This window comes from Pseudomonas sp. AL03, assembly GCF_029960815.1.
In the GTDB taxonomy this organism is placed as follows: Bacteria; Pseudomonadota; Gammaproteobacteria; order Pseudomonadales; family Pseudomonadaceae; genus Aquipseudomonas.
The window spans coordinates 14,346-38,597 of the sequence record NZ_JASBRE010000035.1; the positions used below are offsets into that span (position 1 = coordinate 14,346).

Annotated in this window: 24 protein-coding genes; 18 read left to right on the plus strand and 6 right to left on the minus strand. The window is 59.9% G+C overall.

Annotated elements, in window-relative coordinates:
• Positions 1 to 76 precede the first annotated feature (76 nt).
• The 3 genes from QK293_RS24135 to QK293_RS24145 are packed head-to-tail and all read left to right on the plus strand — an operon-like array spanning position 77 to position 2,533.
• On the plus strand, positions 77 to 1,096 hold the full coding sequence (locus QK293_RS24135) for a phosphotransferase (protein WP_282381922.1): 1,020 nt from the start codon (positions 77 to 79) through the stop codon (positions 1,094 to 1,096).
• Positions 1,093 to 1,764, plus strand: a complete 672-nt coding sequence (gene murU, locus QK293_RS24140; protein ID WP_282381925.1) for an N-acetylmuramate alpha-1-phosphate uridylyltransferase MurU — start codon at positions 1,093 to 1,095, stop codon at positions 1,762 to 1,764. Before QK293_RS24135 ends, murU begins: the two co-directional genes overlap by 4 nt.
• A gap of 1 nt (position 1,765) precedes the next feature.
• Positions 1,766 to 2,533, plus strand: a complete 768-nt coding sequence (locus tag QK293_RS24145; RefSeq protein WP_282381928.1) for a TerB family tellurite resistance protein — start codon at positions 1,766 to 1,768, stop codon at positions 2,531 to 2,533.
• A 36-nt stretch (positions 2,534 to 2,569) separates the two neighbouring features.
• Here QK293_RS24145 and QK293_RS24150 read toward each other — a convergent pair whose 3' ends face one another.
• Positions 2,570 to 3,553 carry an alpha/beta hydrolase family protein gene (locus QK293_RS24150; protein WP_282381933.1) on the minus strand — a complete coding sequence of 328 codons (984 nt, stop codon included), beginning with the start codon at positions 3,551 to 3,553 and terminating at the stop codon, positions 2,570 to 2,572.
• Between the two features lie 73 nt (positions 3,554 to 3,626).
• Here QK293_RS24150 and QK293_RS24155 point away from each other — a divergent pair, with 73 nt between their 5' ends.
• The 10 genes from QK293_RS24155 (at position 3,627) to trpE (ending at position 15,971) form a co-directional block, all read left to right on the plus strand.
• Positions 3,627 to 6,026 (plus strand): sensor histidine kinase, encoded by a 2,400-nt coding sequence (locus tag QK293_RS24155; RefSeq protein ID WP_282381936.1) that lies wholly within the window; start codon positions 3,627 to 3,629, stop codon positions 6,024 to 6,026.
• A complete protein-coding gene (locus tag QK293_RS24160) occupies positions 6,027 to 6,656 on the plus strand; it encodes a response regulator transcription factor (protein ID WP_003210977.1) in 630 nt (209 codons plus the stop codon). It begins immediately after the preceding gene.
• 326 nt (positions 6,657 to 6,982) lie between these two features.
• On the plus strand, positions 6,983 to 8,107 hold the full coding sequence (locus QK293_RS24165) for an ABC transporter ATP-binding protein (RefSeq protein ID WP_282381940.1): 1,125 nt from the start codon (positions 6,983 to 6,985) through the stop codon (positions 8,105 to 8,107).
• A gap of 49 nt (positions 8,108 to 8,156) precedes the next feature.
• A complete protein-coding gene (locus QK293_RS24170) occupies positions 8,157 to 9,200 on the plus strand; it encodes an ABC transporter substrate-binding protein (RefSeq protein WP_282381942.1) in 1,044 nt (347 codons plus the stop codon).
• Between the two features lie 193 nt (positions 9,201 to 9,393).
• Positions 9,394 to 10,641, plus strand: coding sequence for an ABC transporter permease (locus QK293_RS24175; protein WP_282381944.1), 1,248 nt, complete (start codon positions 9,394 to 9,396; stop codon positions 10,639 to 10,641).
• Between the two features lie 12 nt (positions 10,642 to 10,653).
• The gene (locus tag QK293_RS24180) at positions 10,654 to 11,478 is read left to right on the plus strand and encodes an ABC transporter permease (protein WP_282381946.1); all 825 of its coding nucleotides are present in this window, start codon (positions 10,654 to 10,656) and stop codon (positions 11,476 to 11,478) included.
• 222 nt (positions 11,479 to 11,700) lie between these two features.
• A complete protein-coding gene (locus QK293_RS24185) occupies positions 11,701 to 12,849 on the plus strand; it encodes an iron-containing alcohol dehydrogenase (protein WP_282381949.1) in 1,149 nt (382 codons plus the stop codon).
• 79 nt (positions 12,850 to 12,928) lie between these two features.
• Complete coding sequence (rpe, locus tag QK293_RS24190) at positions 12,929 to 13,603, plus strand: ribulose-phosphate 3-epimerase (protein ID WP_282381952.1); 675 nt, start codon at positions 12,929 to 12,931, stop codon at positions 13,601 to 13,603.
• Complete coding sequence (locus QK293_RS24195) at positions 13,600 to 14,418, plus strand: phosphoglycolate phosphatase (protein WP_282381955.1); 819 nt, start codon at positions 13,600 to 13,602, stop codon at positions 14,416 to 14,418. Before rpe ends, QK293_RS24195 begins: the two co-directional genes overlap by 4 nt.
• A 71-nt stretch (positions 14,419 to 14,489) precedes the next feature.
• Positions 14,490 to 15,971 carry an anthranilate synthase component I gene (trpE, locus tag QK293_RS24200; protein WP_282381957.1) on the plus strand — a complete coding sequence of 494 codons (1,482 nt, stop codon included), beginning with the start codon at positions 14,490 to 14,492 and terminating at the stop codon, positions 15,969 to 15,971.
• 79 nt (positions 15,972 to 16,050) lie between these two features.
• Here trpE and estP read toward each other — a convergent pair whose 3' ends face one another.
• The gene (gene estP, locus QK293_RS24205) at positions 16,051 to 17,958 is read right to left on the minus strand and encodes an esterase EstP (protein WP_282381959.1); all 1,908 of its coding nucleotides are present in this window, start codon (positions 17,956 to 17,958) and stop codon (positions 16,051 to 16,053) included.
• Between the two features lie 15 nt (positions 17,959 to 17,973).
• Entirely contained in the window at positions 17,974 to 18,318 is a 345-nt protein-coding gene (locus QK293_RS24210; protein WP_282381962.1) for a hypothetical protein, read from the minus strand.
• A 46-nt stretch (positions 18,319 to 18,364) separates the two neighbouring features.
• On the opposite strand from QK293_RS24210, the gene QK293_RS24215 reads away from it, so the two are divergent.
• The 4 genes from QK293_RS24215 to QK293_RS24230 all read left to right on the plus strand — a co-directional run bounded on the left by QK293_RS24215 (position 18,365) and on the right by QK293_RS24230 (position 21,650).
• Entirely contained in the window at positions 18,365 to 18,958 is a 594-nt protein-coding gene (locus tag QK293_RS24215) for an aminodeoxychorismate/anthranilate synthase component II (RefSeq protein WP_157713839.1), read from the plus strand.
• Positions 18,959 to 18,967: 9 nt separating this feature from the next.
• Entirely contained in the window at positions 18,968 to 20,017 is a 1,050-nt protein-coding gene (gene trpD / locus QK293_RS24220; RefSeq protein ID WP_282381965.1) for an anthranilate phosphoribosyltransferase, read from the plus strand.
• Positions 20,014 to 20,850, plus strand: a complete 837-nt coding sequence (gene trpC / locus QK293_RS24225; RefSeq protein WP_282381967.1) for an indole-3-glycerol phosphate synthase TrpC — start codon at positions 20,014 to 20,016, stop codon at positions 20,848 to 20,850. The genes trpD and trpC overlap by 4 nt, the downstream gene beginning before the upstream one ends.
• Positions 20,851 to 20,948: 98 nt before the next feature.
• Positions 20,949 to 21,650 (plus strand): lipoate--protein ligase family protein, encoded by a 702-nt coding sequence (locus QK293_RS24230; RefSeq protein WP_282381969.1) that lies wholly within the window; start codon positions 20,949 to 20,951, stop codon positions 21,648 to 21,650.
• Here the strand turns inward: QK293_RS24230 and crp are convergent.
• Positions 21,647 to 22,291, minus strand: a complete 645-nt coding sequence (crp, locus tag QK293_RS24235) for a cAMP-activated global transcriptional regulator CRP (protein WP_282381971.1) — start codon at positions 22,289 to 22,291, stop codon at positions 21,647 to 21,649. The two genes, QK293_RS24230 and crp, sit on opposite strands and share 4 nt — an antisense overlap.
• A gap of 230 nt (positions 22,292 to 22,521) precedes the next feature.
• Here crp and QK293_RS24240 point away from each other — a divergent pair, with 230 nt between their 5' ends.
• Positions 22,522 to 22,944, plus strand: a complete 423-nt coding sequence (locus QK293_RS24240; protein ID WP_007941657.1) for an OsmC family protein — start codon at positions 22,522 to 22,524, stop codon at positions 22,942 to 22,944.
• Positions 22,945 to 23,112: 168 nt separating this feature from the next.
• Here QK293_RS24240 and coq7 read toward each other — a convergent pair whose 3' ends face one another.
• Complete coding sequence (gene coq7, locus QK293_RS24245; protein ID WP_282381973.1) at positions 23,113 to 23,760, minus strand: 2-polyprenyl-3-methyl-6-methoxy-1,4-benzoquinone monooxygenase; 648 nt, start codon at positions 23,758 to 23,760, stop codon at positions 23,113 to 23,115.
• 127 nt (positions 23,761 to 23,887) lie between these two features.
• Positions 23,888 to 24,226, minus strand: coding sequence for a histidine triad nucleotide-binding protein (locus QK293_RS24250; protein ID WP_282381975.1), 339 nt, complete (start codon positions 24,224 to 24,226; stop codon positions 23,888 to 23,890).
• Positions 24,227 to 24,252: the final 26 nt, after the last annotated feature.

Genomic DNA, 24,252 nt, shown 5'->3' on the forward strand with positions numbered 1-24,252 from the left:
TCTCGATGGTCTGAAAAAGATGCTGGATAATAAAGCATGACCCGCTTGACGGCTAGCGCCGTCGGAGACCCTTGCAATGCCTGACCAAGATGTACGTTTGCAACACCTGAAAGTTTGGCTCGATGAACAATTGGCTGCCCTCTTTGCAGAGCAGGGTTGGGGCGTCGTACCCCCGGCCACGTTGACCGCGGCCAGTAGCGATGCGAGTTTTCGACGTTATTTCCGCTGGGAAGGCGAGGGCAGAAGCTTCGTCGTGATGGACGCACCACCCCCCCAGGAAAACTGCAAACCCTTCGTGGATATCGCTTTTTTGCTGGCGAAATCCGGAATAAATGTTCCGAAAATTTATGCCGAAGACCTCGAGCGTGGTTTTCTTTTGCTCAATGACCTGGGCAACAAGACTTACCTGGACGTAATCGACAGCGAAAATGCTGACGATTTGTTCAAGGATGCCCTGCAAGCACTGCTGGCTTTTCAGCAACTGCCGATGGTTGCACCGCTGCCAAGTTATGACGTTGCGCTGCTGCGCCGCGAGCTGGAATTGTTCCCCGAGTGGTACGTAAAGCGTGAGTTGGGTATCGAGTTCGACGCGGCTCAGCAAATGCTCTGGCAGAACGTGACTGAGCTATTGATCGACAGCGCCCTGGCCCAGCCCAAAGTGCTGGTGCACCGCGACTACATGCCGCGCAACCTGATGCTCAGCGAACCGAATCCCGGTGTGCTGGATTTCCAGGACGCAGTCTATGGCCCGGTGACCTACGACGTGACCTGCCTGTTCAAGGATGCGTTCCTCAGCTGGCCTGAAGAGCGCGTGTACGGCTGGCTGGAAGCTTATTGGCAGCAAGCGGGTGCGCTTGGCATCCCGGTCCAGCCTGACTTCGAAAATTTCCTGCGTGCCAGCGACCTGATGGGCGTGCAGCGTCACTTGAAAGTGATCGGCATCTTCGCCCGTATTTGCCACCGTGACGGCAAACCGCGCTACCTGGCCGATGTGCCGCGCTTTTTTGCTTATATAGACGCAGTGATCGCCCGTCGTCCTGAGCTGGCCGAGCTGGATGTATTGCTGGCCAGTCTGCGTGCTGGAGCGAATGCATGAAGGCGATGATTCTGGCGGCAGGCAAGGGCGAGCGCATGCGCCCGCTGACCCTGACTACACCGAAACCGCTGGTTCGCGCCGGCGGTATTCCGTTGATCGAGTATCACTTGAAAGCCTTGGCGGTGGCGGGGTTTACCGAGGTGGTGATCAACCACGCCTGGCTTGGCCAGCAGATCGAAAACTACCTCGGTGATGGCTCTCAATACGGCGTACGTATTCAGTACTCGCCGGAAGGTGAGCCACTGGAAACCGGAGGCGGGATTTTCCGCGCGTTGCCGCTGTTGGGAGACAAGGCCTTTGTGGTGGTCAACGGTGACATCTGGACCGACTATGACTTCAGCGTATTGCACCAACCCATCACCGGGCTGGCGCATTTGGTGCTGGCGGACAACCCGGCTCATCACCTAGCCGGGGATTTCAGTCTGATCGACGGGCAAGTGCACGACGGTCTGCCGGACACTGCAACCCTGACCTACAGCGGCATCGCGGTGCTGCACCCGCAGCTGTTCGACGGTTGCTCCGCCGGGGCGTTCAAACTCGCCCCACTGCTGCGCAAGGCCATGGCCGATGGACACGTAACCGGCGAACGCTTGAACGGACATTGGGTGGATGTTGGCACTCACGAGCGTCTGGCTGAAGTCGAAACTCTGTTAGAGGCGAGACGCTGACATGCTGTGGCCAGGGACTCTGATTGGAGCCGGAGTGGGCTTTTTCATCGCCAGCATTCCGGGGGCCATGCTTGGCGCCTTATTGGGGCAGGCGCTGGATCGGCGCTTGCACTTGCAGAGCTGGGCGCACTTGCGAGAAAAGCTCGGTGGTCGCTCGGTGCTGCGCAACGACGAACTGCTGTTTGTGTTGTTGGGACGACTGGCCAAGAGCGATGGACGGGTGGTGGAGGGCCACATCCAGCAGGCCCGTCAGGAAATGCGTTCGCTGGAAATGAACGAGTCGGCCCAGCGCCGGGCAATTGCCGCGTTCAATCGCGGCAAGTCGGGAGATGACCGGTTGCGCGGTTACCTGCGCCGCTTGAGTGCTCAACCCCATGCGGCCGAAGGCGTCTTGCGCGCCTGTTGGCGGATGATCTGGGCTGATGGCCGCGCCGGTAGTGCTGAGCGAGCGCTGATTACGCAGTGGGGCAAATGGCTGGGCTGGACACGGCATCAAGTGCAGGCGCTGGCGGCCGATTATGAACAGCACAAGCTTGCGCCGGTCAGCAACGCTGTCACCTACCAAGATGCGTTGCGGCTTTTGGGCGTGTCGGCGACCAGCGAGCCGGCGCAGATCAAACGCGCTTATCGACGCCTGCTGAGTCGCCATCACCCGGACAAGATTGCCGGCAGCGGTGCGACGGCGTCGCAGGTTCGCGAAGCCACTGACAAGACTCGCGAGCTGCATAGCGCCTACACATTAATTCGCGAGCGTCGGGATTTTCGCTAGCAGGGCAGGGGTGTAATACCTGTCAGGCAGCGAGGGTCAATCGGCTAGCGGACTCAGCCATCCACGCACGCGGCGGAACAACTGCTCTTGCTCTGCCTTGGTATTCCCGGGCAAAGCCTTGAGCGCTACCTGGCTGAATGCCGAAGCTTTCAAACGTTTGCTGGCTTGCATACGTTCTAGCGCCGCGTTGCGATCCAGCGGCTTATCCATATAGAAGATGTCTGCGGTGGGCAGCTTCAGGGTCGGTGTCAGTTCGGCCAACTCTGGTTTGGCTTTCACCGGCATCTGAGCGGCGACCATCACAAACTTCTCCACTTGCGAGGGCTGCTTTTCGCTCAGGTAGCGCGCGGCCCAGTAAGCGCCGGTGCCATGGCCCAATACGACAATGCGGCGAGCGCTTTGCTGTTCGGCATAGGCAATGGCGGCGTCGACGCGGGCGAAGATTCGTTCGGCGTCGGCGTTGGCCTGTTCCTCGGTGGTTTCGGCGATCACCTTGTCCGCCACCTCCGCTTCACCGCCCGCGGCTTGTTCGATGGGCGCTGCGGTGGTCGAGTCTTTGCTGCCAGTGTCGGGGGCTTTTGGCGTGAGTGCCACTTCTACGATGCGTGGTGCAATGGCATCGCTTTGCACGTCCGGCAAGGTGATACTCAGGCTGCTCCACTCGGCGTCCGGCAATTTACGTCGCAATGGACCTATTGCTTGCGGCCAGTCAACGCTTTCGCCGGCACCCGGGATGATAATCACCGCGCCTTTGGGCTCGGCGGTATTGGCTGGTTTCCACAAGGCCAGAAACGTATCGCTACCCGCTTGCAGTTGCTGTTGTTCCTGGGCGGGGATCTTGCGCTCAAGTGCAGTCGCTTCTTCCTGACTACGCTCAAGCAGCGGCTGGCGCTCGACCGGTTTTGCTTCGGCGAGTTGTGTCGCGGCGGGTGCCGGGTCGGCGGCCGCGACGGAAAAGGCGCAAGGCAGGAGCAGCGACAGGCACAATGCTGGCAATGCCAGGCGGTAAACAGGGGGCATCGGATATTCCAGGCCAGAAGTTATTCCGGCAGCCTAATGGGTTGGTCAGTATTTGTCAGTGTGTGAGATTTCGATGATGCGTTTTCGCTGCCTGTGGGTTATCGGCTGTTTGTGGTTTCCCTTGATGGGCTGGGCGGCTCCCGCGCCACCGGGGCACGTCGCGCCATTGTCCGCGGACCAGCAGCAATGGCTGGCGCAGCATGGAGAGTTGCGCGTCGGGCTGGTGTTGCAAGTGCCCTACGCCCAATACGATCGCCGCTTGCAGCGCCTGTCCGGGGTTAACGTCGAGCTGATGAAATGGCTGGCCAAGTCCCTCAAGGTCGAGCTGAGCTGGCGTAATTTCCCCGACCTGGCGCAACTGGAAACTGCCGCGCGCGAAGGTGAAATCGACATCGCTCCGGGGTTGTCCCAAACCCCCGCTGGCCTGCGGCTCTGGCAGTTTTCAGACCCGTATATGCGGGTGCCGCAACTGGTGGTCAGCGACCAGAAAAGCACTGGCGTGGTCGAGCTGGAAAACCTCGACAGCCAGACCCGCGTCGCCGTGCGCATGCCCAGTGCCACCGCCGACTATCTTCGCAGTAATTACCCGCACTTGAACCTTCAAGGCGTACCGATCGAACGCCAGGCACTGCAACTGTTATTGAGTCAGCAGGCCAGCTACGCCGTGGTCGACGAAGCGCAGCTGGGACGTCTGTCCGCCGAACCGGAGTTCGCCGGGCTGGCGGTGGTGGGTGACATCGGCCTGCCGCAACTGTTGCGGGTGGCCACGCGCCGGGACTGGCCGGAACTGGCTGGCATCGTCGAAAGCGCGTTGCGGGCGATCCCGGCCAAGGACCTGGAGCAACTGCACAACCAATGGCTGCAACCCAAGTACCCGCGGCTGACCGAGTCCCCGGGCTTCTGGCAAAACCTCTGTTTGTTGCTGGTGGTGTTGACGTTGAGCAGCATGGCTATCGTGTTCTGGCAGCGGCGGCAGCAACGCAGTCTTGAGCATCGTTTGCTGGCAGCGCGCGAAGACATTGCCCTGCGTGCCGCCAGTGAAGAAGCCTTGCGTCTCACACAGTTTTCCATCGACCAGAGCACCGTCGGCATCCTTTGGGTCAACTGGGACAGCCATGTGCGCTACGCCAATCGCGCGGCCGACACCATGCTGGGTTATCCGGCGGGCGGGATCATTGATCGGCCGCTGATCGACTTCGAGCCCGGCTTGCACATGGATCGCTGGCTGAACCTGTGGAAGCGCGCCCGGGCCAGCGAGGAAGGCCCGCAAAGTTTCGAAACCAACTGCGTGCGGGCGGATGGCAGCGATCTGCCGGTGGATGTTTCGCTGAGTTTTTTGCGGTTTCGCGACGGCGAATACCTGGTGGTTTACCTCAACGACGTCACCGAGCGTCGTCGCGCCCTGGCCGCGTTGCAGGAGAGCGAGGCTCGGTTGCAAGGGATCGCCGCCAACGTTCCAGGGCTGGTCTTTCGTCTGGAACGGGCCCCGGTGACGGGGCAAATAGACTTTGCCTACATCAGTGAAGGGAGCGAGAGCCTGGTGGGTTACTCACCGGCCACCCTGGCCCATCGCGACAAAGGCCTGCGCAGCCTGGTGCACCCGGACGACAAAGTCAGTTATCACCAAACCCAGGACCATGCGCTGGATACCGACAGCGACTGGTCGTGGCAGGGGCGGATTCTCACCCGTTCGGGCGAACAGCGCTGGGCCGAGATCAAGGCCATCACCCGCCGACTCGAAGACGGCGCCTATGTCTGGGACGGGATCGTCTGGGACATCAGCGAAAGCAAACGCATCGAACTGGAATTGGCCAGCTCTCGCGAGCAGTTGCGTGAGTTGTCCGCTCACCTGGAGAGCGTGCGGGAAGAGGAAAAGGGCCGCATCGCCCGGGAGGTTCACGACGAACTGGGTCAGATGTTGACCGTGCTCAAGCTTGAAACTTCCATGTGCGAACTGGCCTACGCCCAGCTCGACCCCGGTCTGAACGAACGTTTGAACAGTATGAAGCGCTTGATCGCTCAGCTGTTCCAACTGGTACGGGATGTGGCGACGGCGCTGCGGCCACCGATTCTCGACGCCGGGATCGCCTCGGCCATCGAGTGGCAGGCCCGCCGATTCGAGGCGCGCACGCAGATTCCGTGTCTGGTGCAGGTGCCGGAAAATCTGCCAGTGCTCAGTGATGCCAAGGCGATTGGCCTGTTCCGGATCCTTCAGGAAGCGCTGACCAATGTCATGCGCCATGCCCAGGCGCATACTGTCGAACTGACATTGGTGCTGGAAGGCGACGAGTTGTGTCTGACCGTCAGCGATGATGGCGTAGGATTTGTCCCTGCCACCGGTAGGTCAACATCCTTCGGGGTAGTCGGCATGCGCGAGCGAGTGTTGATCATGGGCGGGCAGTTGTCGCTTGAAAGTGAACCGGGTGAAGGCACGACCCTGAGTGTGCGAGTGCCGTTGGATGAGGAGAAGTAAGTGATCCGTGTACTGGTAGCTGAAGACCACACCATCGTCCGTGAAGGCATCAAGCAGTTGATCGGCCTGGCCAAGGACTTACTGGTGGTGGGGGAGGCGAGCAATGGCGAACAGTTGCTCGAGACCTTGCGCCATGTTCCCTGCGAAGTGGTCTTGCTGGACATTTCCATGCCCGGGGTTAACGGCCTGGAGGCGATTCCGCGGATTCGCGCGCTGAACAATCCGCCGGCGATTCTGGTGTTGTCGATGCACGACGAAGCGCAAATGGCCGCCCGCGCGTTGAAGGTCGGCGCCGCCGGCTACGCGACCAAGGACAGTGATCCGGCGCTGCTACTGACGGCGATCCGCAAGGTCGCGGCGGGCGGGCGCTATATCGACCCGGACCTGGCCGACCGCATGGTCTTCGAAGTCGGCCTGACCGATTCGCGTCCGCTGCACTCGTTGCTGTCTGAGCGCGAGTTCTCGGTGTTCGAACGCCTGGCCCAGGGCGCCAACGTCAACGACATCGCCCAGCAACTGGCCCTGAGCAGCAAAACCATCAGCACCCACAAGGCGCGGCTGATGCAGAAACTCAACATCACCTCCCTGGCGGAGCTGGTGAAGTACGCCATGGAGCACAAACTCCTATAAAAATCGCATGCATTCCCTGTAGGAGCGAGGCTTGCCCGCGAAGGCGATTTCACTGACGCCAAAAGCTTCGCGGGCAAGCCTCGCTCCTACAGGGATGGGCGGTGCATATCCATTTGCGACATCCCTGCGAATCGCTTTTGCCTTTACTTGTGGCTTGCAGCTGACCGTTTGACGCTGTGTTGGTCAAAACGCGCCATCCTTGTAGGGCAATCCCTACCCCCAACCTTCCATCCGGCTGAGGCCATTCTCTCCTGCGCCCCGATTTGCGTGGTCGGCAGTGTCCACTAGGCTTAGTCCACAGCAGTCATCACAACAAAGGTGTGGGTATGAGCCAGGTCGATTCAAACGCAGGGGCCAGCGATATTCTGGTCAGCTTTCGTGGAGTGCAAAAAAGCTACGACGGCGAGAACCTGATCGTCAAAGACCTCAACCTGGAGATTCGCAAAGGCGAATTCCTCACCTTGCTCGGGCCGTCCGGCTCCGGCAAGACCACCAGCCTGATGATGCTCGCCGGTTTCGAAACCCCGACTGCAGGTGAAATCCAGCTGGCCGGGCGTTCCATCAACAACGTGCCGCCGCACAAGCGCGACATCGGCATGGTGTTCCAGAACTACGCGTTGTTCCCGCACATGACGGTGGCCGAGAACCTGGCGTTCCCGCTGACCGTGCGTGGCTTGAACAAGAGCGACGTCAGTGATCGGGTCAAGCGCGTCCTGAGCATGGTTCAGCTCGACACCTTCGCCCAGCGTTATCCGGCACAACTGTCCGGCGGTCAGCAACAGCGTGTGGCTTTGGCCCGGGCGTTGGTGTTCGAACCGCAACTGGTGCTGATGGACGAACCCCTCGGCGCACTGGACAAACAACTGCGCGAACACATGCAGATGGAGATCAAGCATCTGCATCAGCGCCTCGGCGTGACCGTGGTCTACGTGACCCACGACCAGGGTGAAGCCTTGACCATGTCCGACCGCGTAGCGGTGTTCCACCAAGGCGAGATCCAGCAGATCGCTCCACCGCGCAGCCTCTACGAAGAACCGAAAAATACCTTCGTCGCCAACTTCATCGGCGAGAACAATCGTCTCAACGGCCGCTTGCACAGCCACACCGGCGACCGCTGCGTGGTTGAGCTCGGTCGCGGTGAAAAGGTTGAAGCCCTGGCCGTCAACGTCGGCAAGACCGGCGAACCCGTCACGCTGTCGATTCGTCCGGAACGCGTGAGCCTCAATGGTTCCAGCGAGTCCTGCGTCAATCGCTTCTCGGGGAGGGTGGCGGAATTCATCTATCTGGGCGACCACGTCCGGGTTCGCCTGGAAGTCTGCGGCAAGACCGATTTCTTTGTGAAACAACCGATTGCCGAGCTCGATCCCGCGCTGGCCGTCGGCGACGTGGTACCGATTGGCTGGCAGGTCGAACACGTTCGCGCGCTCGACCCACTTCTAGAGGCGAACTGATCGCCCCCTGCTACACCAACACCAACCCTGCACGTGGAGAGAACAATAAATGTTGAGATCCCTGAAATTCACCGCTTTGGTCATGGGCATGATCGGCGCGGCACACGCAATGGCGGCGGGCCCGGACCTGACCGTGGTGTCCTTTGGCGGGGCGAACAAGGCAGCGCAGGTCAAAGCCTTCTACGCACCGTGGGAAGCGGCAGGCAACGGCAAGATCGTGGCGGGCGAGTACAACGGCGAGATGGCCAAGGTCAAAGCCATGGTCGACACCAAGAGCGTGTCCTGGGACCTGGTGGAAGTTGAATCGCCAGAACTGTCCCGTGGTTGCGACGAAGACATGTTCGAGCAGCTTGATCCGAAGTTGTTCGGCAAGTCCGAGGACTACGTCAAAGGCGCCATCCAGCCGTGCGGCGTGGGCTTCTTCGTGTGGTCGACCGTGTTGGCCTACAACGCCGACAAGCTGGCATCCGCACCGACCAGTTGGGTGGATTTCTGGGACACCAAGAAATTCCCGGGCAAACGTGGCCTGCGTAAAGGCGCCAAGTACACCCTCGAATTCGCTCTGATGGCCGACGGCGTTGCGCCGAAAGACGTCTACAAGGTGCTGGCCGGCAAGGATGGTCAGGATCGCGCGTTCAAAAAACTGGATGAACTCAAGCCAAGCATCCAGTGGTGGGAAGCCGGCGCGCAACCGCCGCAGTACCTCGCTTCCGGTGACGTGGTCATGAGCTCGGCCTACAACGGCCGGATCGCTGCCGTGCAGAAAGAAAGCAACCTGAAAGTCGTGTGGAACGGCGGCATCTACGACTTCGACGCATGGGCCATTCCAAAGGGTCTGGACAAGGCACGGGCTGAAGCGGCGAAGAAATTCATCGCGTTCTCGGTGCAGCCGCAGCAGCAGAAGACTTACTCGGAAAACATCGCCTACGGGCCGGCCAACATCCAGGCCGTACCGTTGCTGGCCAAGGATGTCCTGAAAGACATGCCGACCACCCCGGAAAACATCGCCAACCAGGTGCAGATCGACGTCAGCTTCTGGGCTGACAACGGCGAGCAACTGGAACAGCGCTTCAATTCCTGGGCTGCAAAATAAGACCACCCCGTGGGCTTATCCACTCCTGTAGGAGCGAGGCTTGCCCGCGAAGGCGTCGGTACATTCAACATCGATGTTGACTGACACACCGTCTTCGCGGGCAAGCCTCGCTCCTACAGGGGTGATGTGTAGTTATCAAGAACAGAGGTGGCTTGCCTTCCTTTGTAACGATCAAAGATTTCCGGAGTACGCCATGGCCACCGCCATTCCCCTGAACGCGGGCACTGACCCCACCTTGAAGCAGCGGCTCAAGCACGCCGAGCGGATCAACCGCTGGAAAGCACAAGCCTTGATCGCGCCATTGGTGTTGTTTCTGTTGCTGGTGTTTCTGGTGCCCATCGTGGCGCTGCTCTACAAAAGCGTCGGTAACCCGGAAGTCGTCGGCGGCATGCCACGCACCGTGGCGGCCATCGCCAGTTGGGATGGCCGAGGCCTGCCCGCTGAACCGGTTTACAAGGCGGCCAGCGAAGACCTCGCTGAGGCCCGCAAGAATCAGACCTTGGGCGACCTGTCCAAGCGCTTGAACATGGAGTTGGCCGGCTACCGCAGCCTGCTGACCAAAACTGCACGTGCTTTACCGTTCGCCACCGAACCGGCCTCCTATAAAGAAGCGCTGGAAGGTCTCGACGAGCGCTGGGGCGACCCGGCCTACTGGCAAGCCGTGCGCCGCAACACCAGCAGCATCACGCCTTATTACTTACTGGCGGCGGTCGATCACCGGATCGACGACCTCGGCGAAATCGCCCCGGCCACGCCCGATCAGGCGATCTACCTCGACATCTTCGCCCGCACCTTCTGGATGGGGCTGATCATCACCGTGATCTGCCTGGTGCTGGCGTATCCGTTGGCCTACCTGCTGGCGAACCTGCCATCGCGGCAAAGCAACCTGCTGATGATTCTGGTGCTGCTGCCGTTCTGGACCTCGATCCTGGTGCGGGTCGCCGCGTGGATCGTGCTGCTGCAATCGGGCGGACTGATCAACAGCGGTCTGATGGCCATGGGCATCATCGATAAACCGCTGGAGCTGGTGTTCAACCGCACCGGGGTTTACATCTCCATGGTGCACATCCTGCTGCCGTTCATGATTCTGCCGATCTACAGCGTGATGAAAGGCATTTCGCCAACCTACATGCGCGCCGCGATTTCCCTCGGCTGCCACCCGTTCGCCAGTTTCTGGCGGGTGTACTTCCCGCAGACCTATGCCGGTGTCGGCGCCGGTTGCCTGTTGGTGTTCATCCTCGCCATCGGCTACTACATCACCCCGGCCTTGCTGGGCAGCCCGAACGATCAGATGGTCAGTTACTTCGTCGCCTTCTACACCAACACCAGCATCAACTGGGGCATGGCGACCGCACTCGGTGGGCTGCTGCTGTTGGCGACCGTGGTGCTTTATCTGATTTACAGCTGGCTGGTGGGCGCCAGTCGCCTGCGCCTGAGCTAAGGGGAGAACGAAATGCTGAGTCCTTATATGTCGCCCATTGAGCGGGTGTGGTTCTACAGCTTGCGGATTCTCTGCGGCTTGATTTTGTTGTTCCTTATTCTGCCGGTGCTGGTAATCATCCCGCTGTCGTTCAACTCGGGCAGTTTCCTGGTGTACCCGCTGCAGGGCTTCTCGTTGCAGTGGTACCACGACTTTTTCGCCTCGGCGGAATGGATGCGCGCGTTGAGGAACAGCGTCATCGTCGCCCCGGCGGCGACCGTGCTGGCGATGATCTTCGGCACGCTGGCGGCGATTGGCCTGACCCGTGGCGACTTCCCGGGCAAGGCGCTGGTGATGGCGCTGGTGATTTCTCCGATGGTGGTGCCAGTGGTGATCATTGGTGTGGCGAGTTATCTGTTCTTCGCCCCGCTGGGATTGGGCAACAGCTTCTTCTCGCTGATCGTGGTGCATGCGGTGTTGGGTGTGCCGTTTGTGATCATCACGGTGTCGGCGACGTTGCAGGGGTTTAACCAAAACCTGGTGCGCGCTGCGGCGAGCCTTGGCGCTTCGCCACTGACGGCGTTCCGTCGGGTGACGTTGCCGCTGATTGCTCCCGGCGTGATTTCCGGTGCGCTGTTCGCCTTTGCGACCTCGTTCGATGAAGTGGTAGTGACGCTGTTCCTCGCCGGCCCCGAACAAGCGACCTTGCCACGGCAGATGTTCAGCGGCATCCGCGAAAACCTCAGCCCGACCATTGCAGCTGCCGCAACGCTGCTGATCGCCTTCTCGGTGATTCTGCTGCTGACGCTGGAATGGTTGCGTGGGCGCAGCGAGAAACTGCGTACCGCCCAGGTCTGACCTGCAAGCACTGATCGTTCCCACGCTCTGCGTGGGAATGCAGCCCGGGACGCTCCGCGTCCCATTTAAAAGCCGAACGCAGAGCGTCCGTTGAGGCATTCCCACGCAGAGCGTGGGAACGATCCGAGTGCAGGCTCAGCCATTCACCACCCGAATAGCAGACAATCCCAAATCCCCAGCTACTCTTGTGTCCAGCTCCCCTGGCTATAAGAGGCTGCGCACATGAGTCTTTCCTCTTTCAAAATCGCTCACAAACTGATCACCGGCGCCGGTGCCATCGAGCAACTGGCGGCTGAACTGACACGCCTGGACATCGACAACCCGCTGATCGTCACCGATGCCGCACTGGTCAAGTCCGGCACGGTCGAGCTGGCGCTGGCGCAGCTGGGCGACCGCCCCTACGAAATTTTCGACCGTGTGCTGCCAGACCCGGAAATTGCCATCGTCGAAGACTGCATGCGGGTCTACCGCGAGGGCGGGCACGACGGATTGATCGGCCTGGGCGGCGGCAGTGCCATCGACATCGCCAAAAGTGTCGCGGCCTACGCCGGTTATCACGGGGCGCTGGAAGATCTGTTCGGCATCGATCAGGTGCCGCGCAAAGGCCCGCCGCTGATCGCCATCCCGACCACCGCGGGCACCGGCTCGGAAGTCACCAACGTGGCGATCCTCTCCGACAAGGTTGCGCAACTGAAGAAAGGCATCGTCAGCGACTATCTATTACCGGACGTGGCGCTGGTCAGTCCACAAATGACCCTGACCTGCCCGCGCAGTGTCACTGCCGCCAGTGGCGTCGATGCACTGGTGCACGCCATCGAAGCCTATCTGTCGCTGAACGCCTCACCGATTACCGACGCGCTGGCCATCGGCGCCATCAAGCTCATCGCCAAGGCGCTGCCCAAGGCCTACGCCAATCCGTCCAACCTCCAGGCCCGCGAAGACATGGCCACCGCCAGCCTGATGGCCGGTATGGCGTTTGGTAATGCCGGGGTCGGGGCGGTGCATGCATTGGCGTATCCGCTGGGCGGGCGGTTCAACATTGCCCACGGCGTCAGCAATGCCTTGCTGCTGCCGTATGTCATGACCTGGAACAAAATGGCCTGCGTGGAGCGCATGCAGGATATTGCCGAGGCCATGGGGGTGAAGATCGCTCATCTGAGCGTCAACGACGCGGCCGACAAAGCCGTCGAGGCGATGACCGAACTGTGCGCCGCGGTGGAAATCCCGCCGGGTCTGCGCAGCTTCGGCGTTCCCGAGGACGCCCTGCCGGCCATGGCCGTGGAGGCGGCGGGAATTGAGCGTCTGATGCGCAACAATCCGCGCAAATTGAGCGCCGTCGATATCGAGAAGATCTACCGGGCGGCGTACTGATTATCGCGTCACGGTGCGCGCTGCAAAGCATGCGGTATACAATGCGCGCCATCGTGATTCCGCTCAAAAAAGGTGCGTCATGCAGCCCTTCGTCATTGCTCCGTCGATTCTCTCCGCCGACTTCGCCCGCCTGGGTGAAGAAGTGGACAACGTCCTGGCCGCCGGTGCCGACTTCGTGCACTTCGATGTCATGGACAACCATTACGTGCCGAACCTGACCATCGGCCCGATGGTCTGCGCCGCACTGCGCAAGTACGGCGTGACTGCGCCGATCGACGCGCACCTGATGGTCAGCCCGGTGGACCGCATCGTCGGTGACTTCATCGAGGCCGGCGCGACGTACATCACCTTCCACCCGGAAGCCACACAGCACGTCGACCGTTCCCTGCAACTGATCCGCGAAGGGGGCTGCAAGTCGGGCCTGGTGTTCAATCCGGCGACCTCACTCGACGTGCTCAAGTACGTGATGGACAAGGTCGACATGATCCTACTGATGAGCGTCAACCCGGGCTTCGGCGGGCAGAAGTTCATCCCCGGTACCCTCGACAAGCTGCGTGAAGCGCGGGCGCTGATCGATGCCTCCGGCCGTGACATCCGCCTGGAAATCGACGGCGGCGTGAACGTGAACAACATTCGTGAAATCGCCGCTGCCGGCGCCGACACCTTCGTCGCCGGCTCGGCGATCTTCAATGCACCGAACTACCAAGATGTGATTGAAAAGATGCGTTCCGAACTGGCGCTGGCTCGCCCATGAGTGGCTTTGAGCAGCTGTTCCCGGGGTCTCTGCCGCGGTTGGTGATGTTCGATCTGGATGGCACGCTGGTCGATTCGGTCCCCGACCTCGCAGCGGCTGTGGATAACATGCTGCTCAAACTCGGGCGTCAACCTGCTGGTATCGCATCGGTGCGTGAGTGGGTGGGCAACGGCGTGCACCTGCTGGTGCGACGGGCCTTGGCCAACCACATCGACGCCGAGGGTGTCGATGAGGTCGAAGCCGAGCATGCCCTGGCGTTGTTCAACGGCTTTTATGAGGACGGTCACGCGCTGACGGTGGTGTACCCCGGCGTGCGCGACACCCTGAAATGGCTGCACAAGCAGGGTGTAGAGATGGCGCTGATCACCAACAAGCCGGAGCGTTTCGTCGCGCCGCTGCTGGATCAGATGAAAATCGGTCGTTACTTCAAATGGATCATCGGCGGCGACACACTGCCGCAGAAGAAGCCCGACCCTGCGGCGCTGTTTTTTGTGATGAAAATGGCCAACATTCCCGCGTCTCAATCGTTATTTGTCGGCGATTCGCGCAGCGATGTGCTGGCGGCGAAAGCGGCGGGGGTCAAATGCGTGGCGCTCAGTTACGGCTATAACCACGGCCGACCCATTGCCGAAGAGTCGCCGGCGCTGGTGATCGACGATCTGCGCAAGTTAATTCGCGGTTGCCTGGATCCGGCCGCTGAGATAACGTTGCCCAACGCTGTTCAACCCCCTTCTGGAAACGCCATCGTGGTGGTCACTCGCAAACTCTGGATGAAAGTCATCAAGGCCCTGGCCCGCTGGCGTTGGCGCGCCTGACTTGTTCCTGGCCGGCCTACCGGCGCGTTTGCATACCTGACTGTTAGACCCTCAAGCCACGAGGCTACCCCATGATCCGCGAAGAATTCCTGCGTTTGGCCGCTGCCGGCTACAACCGCATCCCGCTGGCCTGCGAAACCCTGGCCGACTTCGACACGCCGCTGTCGATCTACCTGAAACTGGCTGACGAGCCTAACTCCTACCTGCTGGAATCGGTGCAGGGCGGGGAGAAGTGGGGCCGTTACTCGATCATCGGCCTGCCGTGCCGCACCGTGCTTCGGGTTCACGACCATCACGTCAGCGTGACCCACGATGGCGTCGAGATCGAAAGTCATGAGGCTGAAGATCCGCTGGCCTTTGTCGAAGAATTCAAAGCTCGCTACAACGTGCCGACCATTCCTGGCCTGCCGCGCTTCAATGGCGGTCTGGTGGGTTACTTCGGTTACGACTGCGTGCGGTATGTAGAAAAGCGTCTAGGCAAATGCCCGAACCCGGATCCATTGGGCGTGCCGGACATTCTGCTGATGGTTTCCGACGCGGTGGTGGTGTTCGACAACCTCGCCGGCAAGATGCACGCGATTGTTCTGGCCGATCCGTCGCAAGCAGATGCCTTCGAGCAAGGTCAGGCACGACTGGAAGAGCTGCTGGAAAAACTCCGTCAACCGATCACCCCGCGCCGTGGCCTGGATTTCAGCAAACAACAGTCTGCTGATCCGGTCTTTCGTTCGAGCTTCACCCAGGGCGATTACGAAAAAGCCGTCGATACCATCAAGGAATACATTCTGGCCGGTGACTGCATGCAGGTCGTGCCGTCCCAGCGCATGTCGATTGACTTCAAGGCCGCGCCGATTGATCTGTACCGGGCGCTGCGTTGCTTCAACCCGACGCCTTATATGTACTTCTTCAACTTCGGCGACTTCCACGTCGTCGGCAGTTCGCCTGAAGTGCTGGTGCGGGTCGAAGACAACCTGATTACCGTGCGCCCGATTGCCGGCACCCGTCCTCGGGGCGCCAACGAAGAGGCTGACCTGGCGCTGGAAAAAGACCTGCTGTCCGACGACAAGGAAATTGCCGAGCACTTGATGCTGATCGACCTGGGTCGTAACGATACGGGTCGGGTCTCGGAAATCGGTTCGGTGAAACTCACCGAAAAAATGGTCATCGAGCGTTATTCCAACGTGATGCACATCGTTTCCAACGTTACCGGTCAACTGAAAGCCGGGCTGACGGCGATGGACGCACTGCGGGCGATTCTGCCGGCGGGCACCTTGTCCGGCGCACCGAAAATCCGCGCGATGGAAATCATCGACGAACTGGAGCCGGTCAAGCGTGGCGTCTATGGCGGCGCGGTCGGTTACTTCGCCTGGAACGGCAACATGGACACTGCGATCGCGATCCGCACAGCAGTGATCAAGAACGGCGAACTGCACGTGCAGGCTGGTGGCGGCATCGTTGCCGACTCGGTGCCGGCGCTGGAATGGGAAGAAACCCTGAACAAGCGCCGCGCGATGTTTCGTGCCGTGGCTCTCGCCGAGCAAACCCCGGTAAGCTGAGTTCCCACAAAGACCTCACCACCATAAAAAACGCGGCACCTGTGAGGGCGCCGCGTTTTTTGCGCCTGCTGTTACCGGATCAGAAGTCCAGCGCAACCCCAACGGTAAGCCCTTGCTGGGTAAAGTCATCATCCTTGCGGAACGTGTATCCGCCACGCAGCGCCAGATCGGCCGTCAACTTGTGGCTGACCCCCAGGCTCACGCGATTCAGGTGGCTTTGCGGTGTATAGCCGTCCAGTTTGAAGTCCAGGGATGGCAGGCTGTTGAGCGCGATGTTTACTTTCTGAGTGTCATCCTCGTATTCACGCTCATACGCGTATTCGCCGAACACTTGAGTCTGCGTGGTGATCTGATACTTACCCTGCAGACCGGCGCCCAGACGTTTTGAATCGCGAGTCTGATCATCAAAGGTCAGCGCTGTGGAACGAGTGCTGTTTTCCGAGTAGCCATCGACTTCCACTTTTGCGTAATCGGCGCTGATGAACGGTGACAGGTGCCACTCGCTGCCCGGTTGCGCAATGTCGTAGCCAACGCGTGTGCTGAAAGCCCAGAGATCGCCATTGGTATCGCCTTTTTCCGCCCCTTCGCTGGCACCCAGGTCGAATTTGCGTTTGAGGTTGTCGTAATCCAGCTTGCCGCCGGTCAACGCGGCATCGGCCCACCAGCGATTCTGCTGGAACTGGGCGAAGGCGGTGGCCAGGTAGCTGTTGAGTTTGTAGTCCGAATCGTTATTGCCTGCTTCCAGGTTCTGACGATAGAAACCCGCCGCCACACCGACGCGCCAGGCGTCATTGAGACGATAGCTGCCGCCGATGTTCAGGTTGTAACCGTCGCCGTCGGCGCTGGCTCCGCTGCTTTGGCTATCGACATCCAGATGCTGACCGCCACCGGCGACAATGGCGCGCCATTGGCCGATCGCTTGCCAGTTATCCCAGTCCGATTGCCATTGGCTGCGCAGTTCATCCTGGTGCGCACGCAAGGTAGCGTGGGCCATTTCCGGCAACAACGTCAGCTCCCAAGGCGCAGCCAGTAAGGAATAGGCGTAGTCGGAAATCAGTTTTTGCCCGGCTTCGGTCGGATGAACCCCATCGTTATAAATCAGCTTGCTGGGGTCCGGCGTGGCACTGTTGATGCCATACGTAGGGTTTTCGGTGCAGCTGTTACCGCTGAAACAGGTCGCCGTCAGGTTCTGGCCTGTAGCAAAACCGAATCGCGCCGGATCGGCGAAGGTTTCCCGCAACAGCAGCGGAATGTTCAGCGGGATGATTTCGGCATCGATCCCCGCCAGTCGAGTGACCAGTTGCCGGTTGAAGGCAGAGCTCAGTAGTGAGGTGGGTGTCTGCTGGGGCGTGCCATTGATGGCGGGCGTCAAACCCAGGTCGGGCAGCAGCCATACCACGATGTACCGGGCGCCGGCGGTTTGCAGAACCTGGACGCTGTTGGCCAGTCGATCCGCAGCGGCATTCGCCTGAGCGCCACTTTGTACACGTCCCTGAAGAAAATCGTTACCACCTCCGGAAATGTAATACAGCGCATTCGGATCGGCGCTGAAGTTGTTTGTCGGCAGATAGCCCGAGCGCGTGCGTTCACCCGTGGCGGATACGCTGGTGATCGAGTTGAGGATCTGGTCGGTGCGGTAGCCGCCAACCGCCCAGTTATTGCCGTCCGGCAGTCCCTGGTCGGCGCGCGCTGCCGAGGTCGAAGCGGCCGTCTGGTCTGGAGAAAACCCAAGCCTTGCGCCCAGCAGTTGTGTCGAGTTGGCGGAATAAACTTCGCCACTGCCATCCCGATAGATCGGCCCGGTCCGGTTAGTGAAGCGCAGGGTGGCACCGGCGGGGCCGCCCGTGTCGGTAAACTGCCCGGCATCGTTGAGGCTATCGCCGAAGACGATGAAGTTCGAGTAAGGGTTGGGCGCCGCGATCGCCTGGGCGCAGGCCATAGCGAGCAAGCAGCCGGCAAGCGGTACAGCCAACGTCTGTCTGATCATGAGCAAGTCCGTTTGTTATTGTTGTAGTGAGCAAAACGATAGTGCCAAAAAACTATAGAGCCTGTTGCCGTTCGGCGCGAACCCGTCGATTGTTTTACGCGCTTCGATCGCCCCATATTGCACGCTCTGCCCAGCTAAGTTACTGTGCCGAGACGTATAAATGAGACCTTCCCCGTGTTGATCGTCAGCAAACTTCTGGATCAAGTCATCAAGGCACACGCCCGTTGGCGTTGGCGCGCCTGAATTCTTCTGCCGGCTAGGCCGGATCTTTACCGCTTTGCCTTCTTTACCCGTAAGACAAACCGCTTTGCTGCGCGATTCCAGCGACTGACAAAGCGCAGGACGCTGCGGGTAACTCATTCGAAGGCTGTATTAAAGTCAGTGAATTCAAGAGGTTCATAACGCCATGTTGCTGATGATCGATAACTACGACTCTTTTACCTACAACGTTGTGCAGTACCTTGGTGAGCTCGGCTCCCAGGTCAAAGTCGTGCGCAACGATGAGCTCACCATCGCCGAAATCGAAGCCCTCAACCCTGAGCGGATCGTCGTCTCGCCCGGTCCTTGCACCCCGACTGAAGCCGGCATCTCGATTGAAGCGATCAAGCATTTCGCCGGCAAACTGCCGATTCTCGGCGTCTGCCTGGGCCATCAGTCCATCGGCCAGGCGTTTGGCGGCGATGTGGTTCGCGCCCGGCAGGTCATGCACGGCAAGACCAGCCCGGTGTTCCACGAGGACAAGGGCGTTTTCGAAGGCCTGAACCATCCGCTGACGGTCACCCGCTATCATTCACTGATCGTCAAACGCGAAACCCTGCCCGATTGCCTTGAGCTGACCGCCTGGACCCAGCTTGAAGACGGCTCGGTCGACGAGATCATGGGGCTGCGCCACAAGACACTGAACATCGAAGGCGTGCAGTTTCACCCTGAGTCGATCCTCACCGAACAGGGCCACGAGCTGTTCGCTAACTTCCTCAAACAAACCGGCGGCACGCGCTAAGGACTTTTCATGAATATCAAGACAGCCCTGAGCCGTATCGTCGAACAGCTCGACCTCAGCACCGATGAGATGCGCGATGTGATGCGCGAAATCATGACCGGTCAATGCACGGATGCGCAGATCGGCGCATTCATGATGGCCATGCGCATGAAGAGCGAAAGCATCGACGAGATCGTCGGCGCCGTGTCGGTCATGCGCGAGCTGGCGGACAAGGTCGAACTCAAGACCCTCGACGGCGTCGTCGATGTGGTCGGTACCGGTGGTGACGGTGCCAATATCTTCAACGTCTCGACCGCTTCCTCGTTCGTGGTCGCGGCGGCCGGTTGCACCGTGGCCAAACACGGTAACCGTGCGGTCTCGGGCAACAGCGGCAGCGCCGACCTGCTGGAGGCGGCCGGTATCTACCTGAACCTGACGTCGGTTCAGGTAGCACGCTGCATCGATAACGTCGGCATCGGTTTCATGTTCGCCCAGACCCACCACAGTGCCATGAAGCACGCCGCCGGCCCGCGCCGGGAGCTGGGCTTGCGCACCTTGTTCAACATGCTCGGCCCGCTTACGAATCCGGCGGGCGTGAAGCATCAGGTGGTGGGCGTATTCAATCAGGCGTTGTGCCGGCCGTTGGCCGAAGTCCTGCAGCGTCTGGGCAGCAAACACGTGCTGGTGGTGCACTCGAGGGATGGCCTGGACGAATTCAGTCTGGCAGCGCCAACCTTTGTGGCGGAATTGAAGGATGACCAGATCACCGAGTATTGGGTCGAGCCAGAAGACCTGGGCATGAAGAGCCAGAGCCTGCACGGTCTGGCAGTGGATAGCCCGGCGGCCTCGCTGGAGCTGATTCGCGATGCCTTGGGCAAGCGCAAGACCGAGAACGGTCAGAAAGCCGCGGAAATGATTATGCTCAATGCCGGTGCCGCGCTGTACGCCGCCGACCATGCCAGCAGTTTGAAAGAAGGCGTTGCCCTGGCGCACGATGCGCTGCACACAGGCCTCGCTCGGGAAAAACTGGAGGAGTTGGGTGCATTTACCGCGGTATTCAGAGTGGAGAATGAGGGATGAGTGTACCGACGGTTCTGGAAAGCATTCTGGCCCGCAAAGTCCAGGAGGTCGCCGAGCGTAGCGCTCGCGTAAGCCTGGCAGAGCTGGAAAGTCTGGCCAAGGCGGCCGATGCACCCCGTGGTTTTGCCAAGGCACTGATCGCTCAGGCAAAGCTCAAGCAGCCGGCGGTGATTGCAGAAATCAAGAAAGCTTCACCCAGCAAAGGCGTAATCCGCGAGAACTTCGTTCCCGCCGACATTGCCAAGAGTTACGAGAAGGGCGGCGCGACCTGTCTGTCGGTGCTCACCGATATCGATTACTTCCAAGGCGCCGATGCGTATCTGCAACAGGCTCGTGCGGCGTGCGGTTTGCCGGTGATCCGCAAGGATTTCATGATCGATCCATACCAGATCATTGAAGCCCGAGCGTTGGGCGCCGACTGCGTGCTGCTGATTGTCTCCGCACTGGACGACGTGAAAATGGCTGAGCTGGCAGCCGTGGCCAAAAGCGTCGGCCTCGATGTGTTGGTAGAAGTCCACGACGGCGACGAGCTGGAACGGGCCTTGAAAACCCTCGACACGCCGCTGGTGGGCGTTAACAACCGCAATTTGCACACCTTCGACGTCAATCTGGAAACCACCCTCGATCTGTTGCCGCGTATCCCGCGTGATCGCTTGGTGATCACCGAAAGTGGCATTCTCAACCGGGCCGATGTTGAGCTGATGGAAATCAGTGATGTGTACGCGTTCCTGGTTGGCGAAGCGTTCATGCGCGCCGAAAGCCCGGGCACCGAATTGCAGCGTCTGTTCTTTCCAGAGCGTGGCGGTCCGGTCAGCGGCTCGACCCTCGACTGAAAACATCTTCGCAGGCAACCCGATCCCCTGTGGGAGAGGGCTTGCCCGCGAAGAGGTCATCAAGTGCCCCAAAGACTTCATGTCTTACGGAGTTATCCATGCCTCAGCCAATCTCTCTGACCGTCGAAGCCGGCCTGCTCGCCGAACAGAATCTGTTGGCCCATGTGTGCACCGGCGATTCGGAGTTTGGTCTGCTGTTCTGGCAACCCAGTGATCGGGCGCTGGTCATGCCTCGACGGTTGAATCGCCTGCCTGGGTTCGAGGCCGCGTGCGAGGTATCGGCTGCAGCGGGTTGGCCGGTGTTGTTGCGTGAGACCGGCGGTGAACCGGTGCCGCAATCGGCTTCAACCATCAATATCGCGCTGGTCTACGCGCCACCGCGTAGCGAGGGTGACCAGAACCGGATCGAAACCGCTTATCGCCGACTCTGCGACCCGATTTGTCAGCTGCTGGATGAGTTGGGCGGCGTTTCGTCCCTGGGCGAAGTTGATGGCGCGTTCTGCGATGGCCGATTCAACGTCAACCTCGATGGGCGCAAGATGGTCGGCACTGCTCAGCGCTGGCGTCAGAGCAAGGGCGGTACGCGTCCGGTAGGGTTGGTGCATGGTGCTTTGTTGCTCGAAAACGAGCGCGAATCGATGGTCGCGGCGGTCAACCGTTTCAATGAAGCCTGTGGCCTGGAGCAGCGAGTTCGCGCCGAGAGCCACATCGCCCTGCATGAAAAATATGCAGCGCCTGATGCGTTGGAGCGACTCGACACGTTGTACCGCCAGTTGCTGGCAGACATGTTCAGGACTTAGCGCGTACCGAAGACCACCATGGTCTTGCCTTTGACGTCCACCAGGTTGCGCTCTTCCAGATCCTTGAGTACGCGACCGACCATCTCACGCGAACAACCGACAATCCGCCCGATCTCCTGACGGGTCACCTTGATCTGCATGCCGTCCGGGTGGGTCATGGCATCCGGCTGTTTGCAGAGTTCCAGCAGGCAGCGCGCAACGCGACCGGTGACGTCGAAGAACGCCAGGTCACCGACTTTGCGCGTGGTGTTGCGCAGACGCTGTGCGATTTGTCCGCTGAGCACGTAAAGAATGTCTGGATCCTGCTGGGACAACTCGCGAAATTTCGCGTAGCTGATCTCCGCGACTTCGCATTCGATCTTGGCACGCACCCAGGCGCTGCGTTCCTGTTCCAGGCCGGCCTGTTCGAACAGGCCCAACTCGCCGAAAAAGTCCCCGGAGTTCAGATAAGCGATGATCATTTCGCGGCCGTCGTCATCCTCGATCAGGATGGTGACCGACCCTTTGATGATGAAGAACAGCGTGTCCGAGCGGTCGCCGGCACAAATGATGTTGCTTTTGGCCGCATAACGACGGCGCTGGCAATGCATCAACAGCTTGTCGAGGTTCTTCATTTTGGGTGTTGGGGTAATAGCAACCATGGTTGTATCCCGAAAAGAATGCGCGGTATGTTTGGTTTTTTTATGAAGAGCTGAGGTTGCTACAAAGCTGGCTATGCGCCAGCGAATTGGCGCCAGCTTAACAGACACTTCCTGCAAAATTCGAACATTTACCTACGACGCAGATGGTTATGTCCTACGAAGGCGAACGCTGTCAATCAAGGGCCCTGTGCTAAGCTGGCTACCCTTTTTTATACAGTGGAGTCTTGGCGATGAAGGCACGCATCCAATGGGCTGGCGAAGCCATGTTCCTCGGTGAATCCGGCAGCGGTCATGTCGTGGTTATGGACGGTCCGCCCGATGCCGGCGGTCGCAACCTGGGTGTCCGGCCGATGGAAATGCTCCTGCTGGGTGTTGGCGGTTGCAGCAATTTTGATGTGGTCAGCATCCTCAAGAAGTCCCGTCAGGCCGTTGAAAGCTGCGAAGCCTTCCTCGAAGCCGAGCGCGCCACCGAAGATCCGAAGGTTTTCACCAAAATCCACATGCACTTCGTGGTCAAGGGTCGCGGGCTGAAAGAAGCCCAGGTCAAACGCGCCATCGAGCTGTCTGCCGAGAAGTATTGCTCGGCGTCGATCATGCTCGGCGCGGCAGGCGTGGCGATTACCCACGACTACGAGATCATCGAACTCGGTTGAATCGACATTCAACTGTCTAGTCCTGAAACAGGTGTAAACCTTATTCAGGACGGGACAAACATCACAAAAAAGGCGACTACTTTGCGGTAGTCGCCTTTTTTATTGCTGACGCAGAGCATTGTGGGAGCGAGCCTGCTCGCGAAGAGGCTCTCAAGGACAATGCAGCTATCAGATCCGATAAGTACTCTTTGTCATGACCTTGGCCATCAGGCTCATGCCGAACTTCACCGGTGCCGGGAAGCGGAAACCCCCTGCCTCCAGCGCGCTTTCGGCGTGGTGTTCTTCATCAATGCGCATCTGCTCGAGGATCGCCCGGGACTTTTCGTCCTCGGCCGGCAGTTGCTCAAGGTGTTCGTTCAGGTGTTTGCAGACCTGATGCTCGGTGGCAGCAACGAAACCCAGGCTGACTTTATCGCTGATCAACCCTGCTACCGCGCCGATCCCGAACGACATGCCATAGAACAGCGGATTGAGAATGCTGGTGTGGCTGCCTAACTGTTTTATGCGTTGTTCACACCAGACCAGGTGGTCGATTTCTTCTTCGGCGGCATGTTCCATGGCGGCACGCACTTTCGGCAGCTTGGCGGTCAGGGCCTGACCCTGATACAGCGCCTGGGCACAGACTTCACCGGTATGGTTGATGCGCATCAGGCCGGCGACGTGTCGGGTGTCTTCGTCGCTCATTTGCGCATCCGGCTGCACGATAGCGGGCGAAGGACGGTACGGCTGGCCACTGAAGGGCAGCAATGTACGCATCGCGGCATCGGCTTGCAGCAGAAGACGGTCAATGGGCGAGTAGTGACGTTGGGTAGTCATGCTGACCTCCGGGAAGAATCTCGGCGGCCAGTTTAACCCAATCGGCCGGCGAAGGTTTGCGTTGGGTCATTTGCGGGAGCGAGCAAGTCGAATCGTCGCACCGCCGCTCCCACAGGTTTTACTGCAATCAGCCCGGCGGCCAGTGCATCTGGCGCTGACCCAGCACGTGCATATGAATGTGATAGACGGTCTGCCCACCCAGTGGATTGCAGTTCATGACCACCCGGAAACCTTCTTCGCAGCCCAGTTCCAGGGCCAGGCGTTGGGCCGTGAACAGGATATGCCCAGCCAGTGCCTTGTCGTCCTCGGTCATGTCGTTAAGCGTGCGCACCGCTTTTTTCGGGATCACCAGAAAATGCACCGGTGCCTGTGGGGCGATGTCGTGGAAGGCCAGTACCTGGTCGTCCTCGTAGATGATCTTGGCCGGGATTTCCCGGTTGATGATCTTGCTGAACAGAGTATCCACAGCTGTTTCTCCGTTGTTTGGGCTGG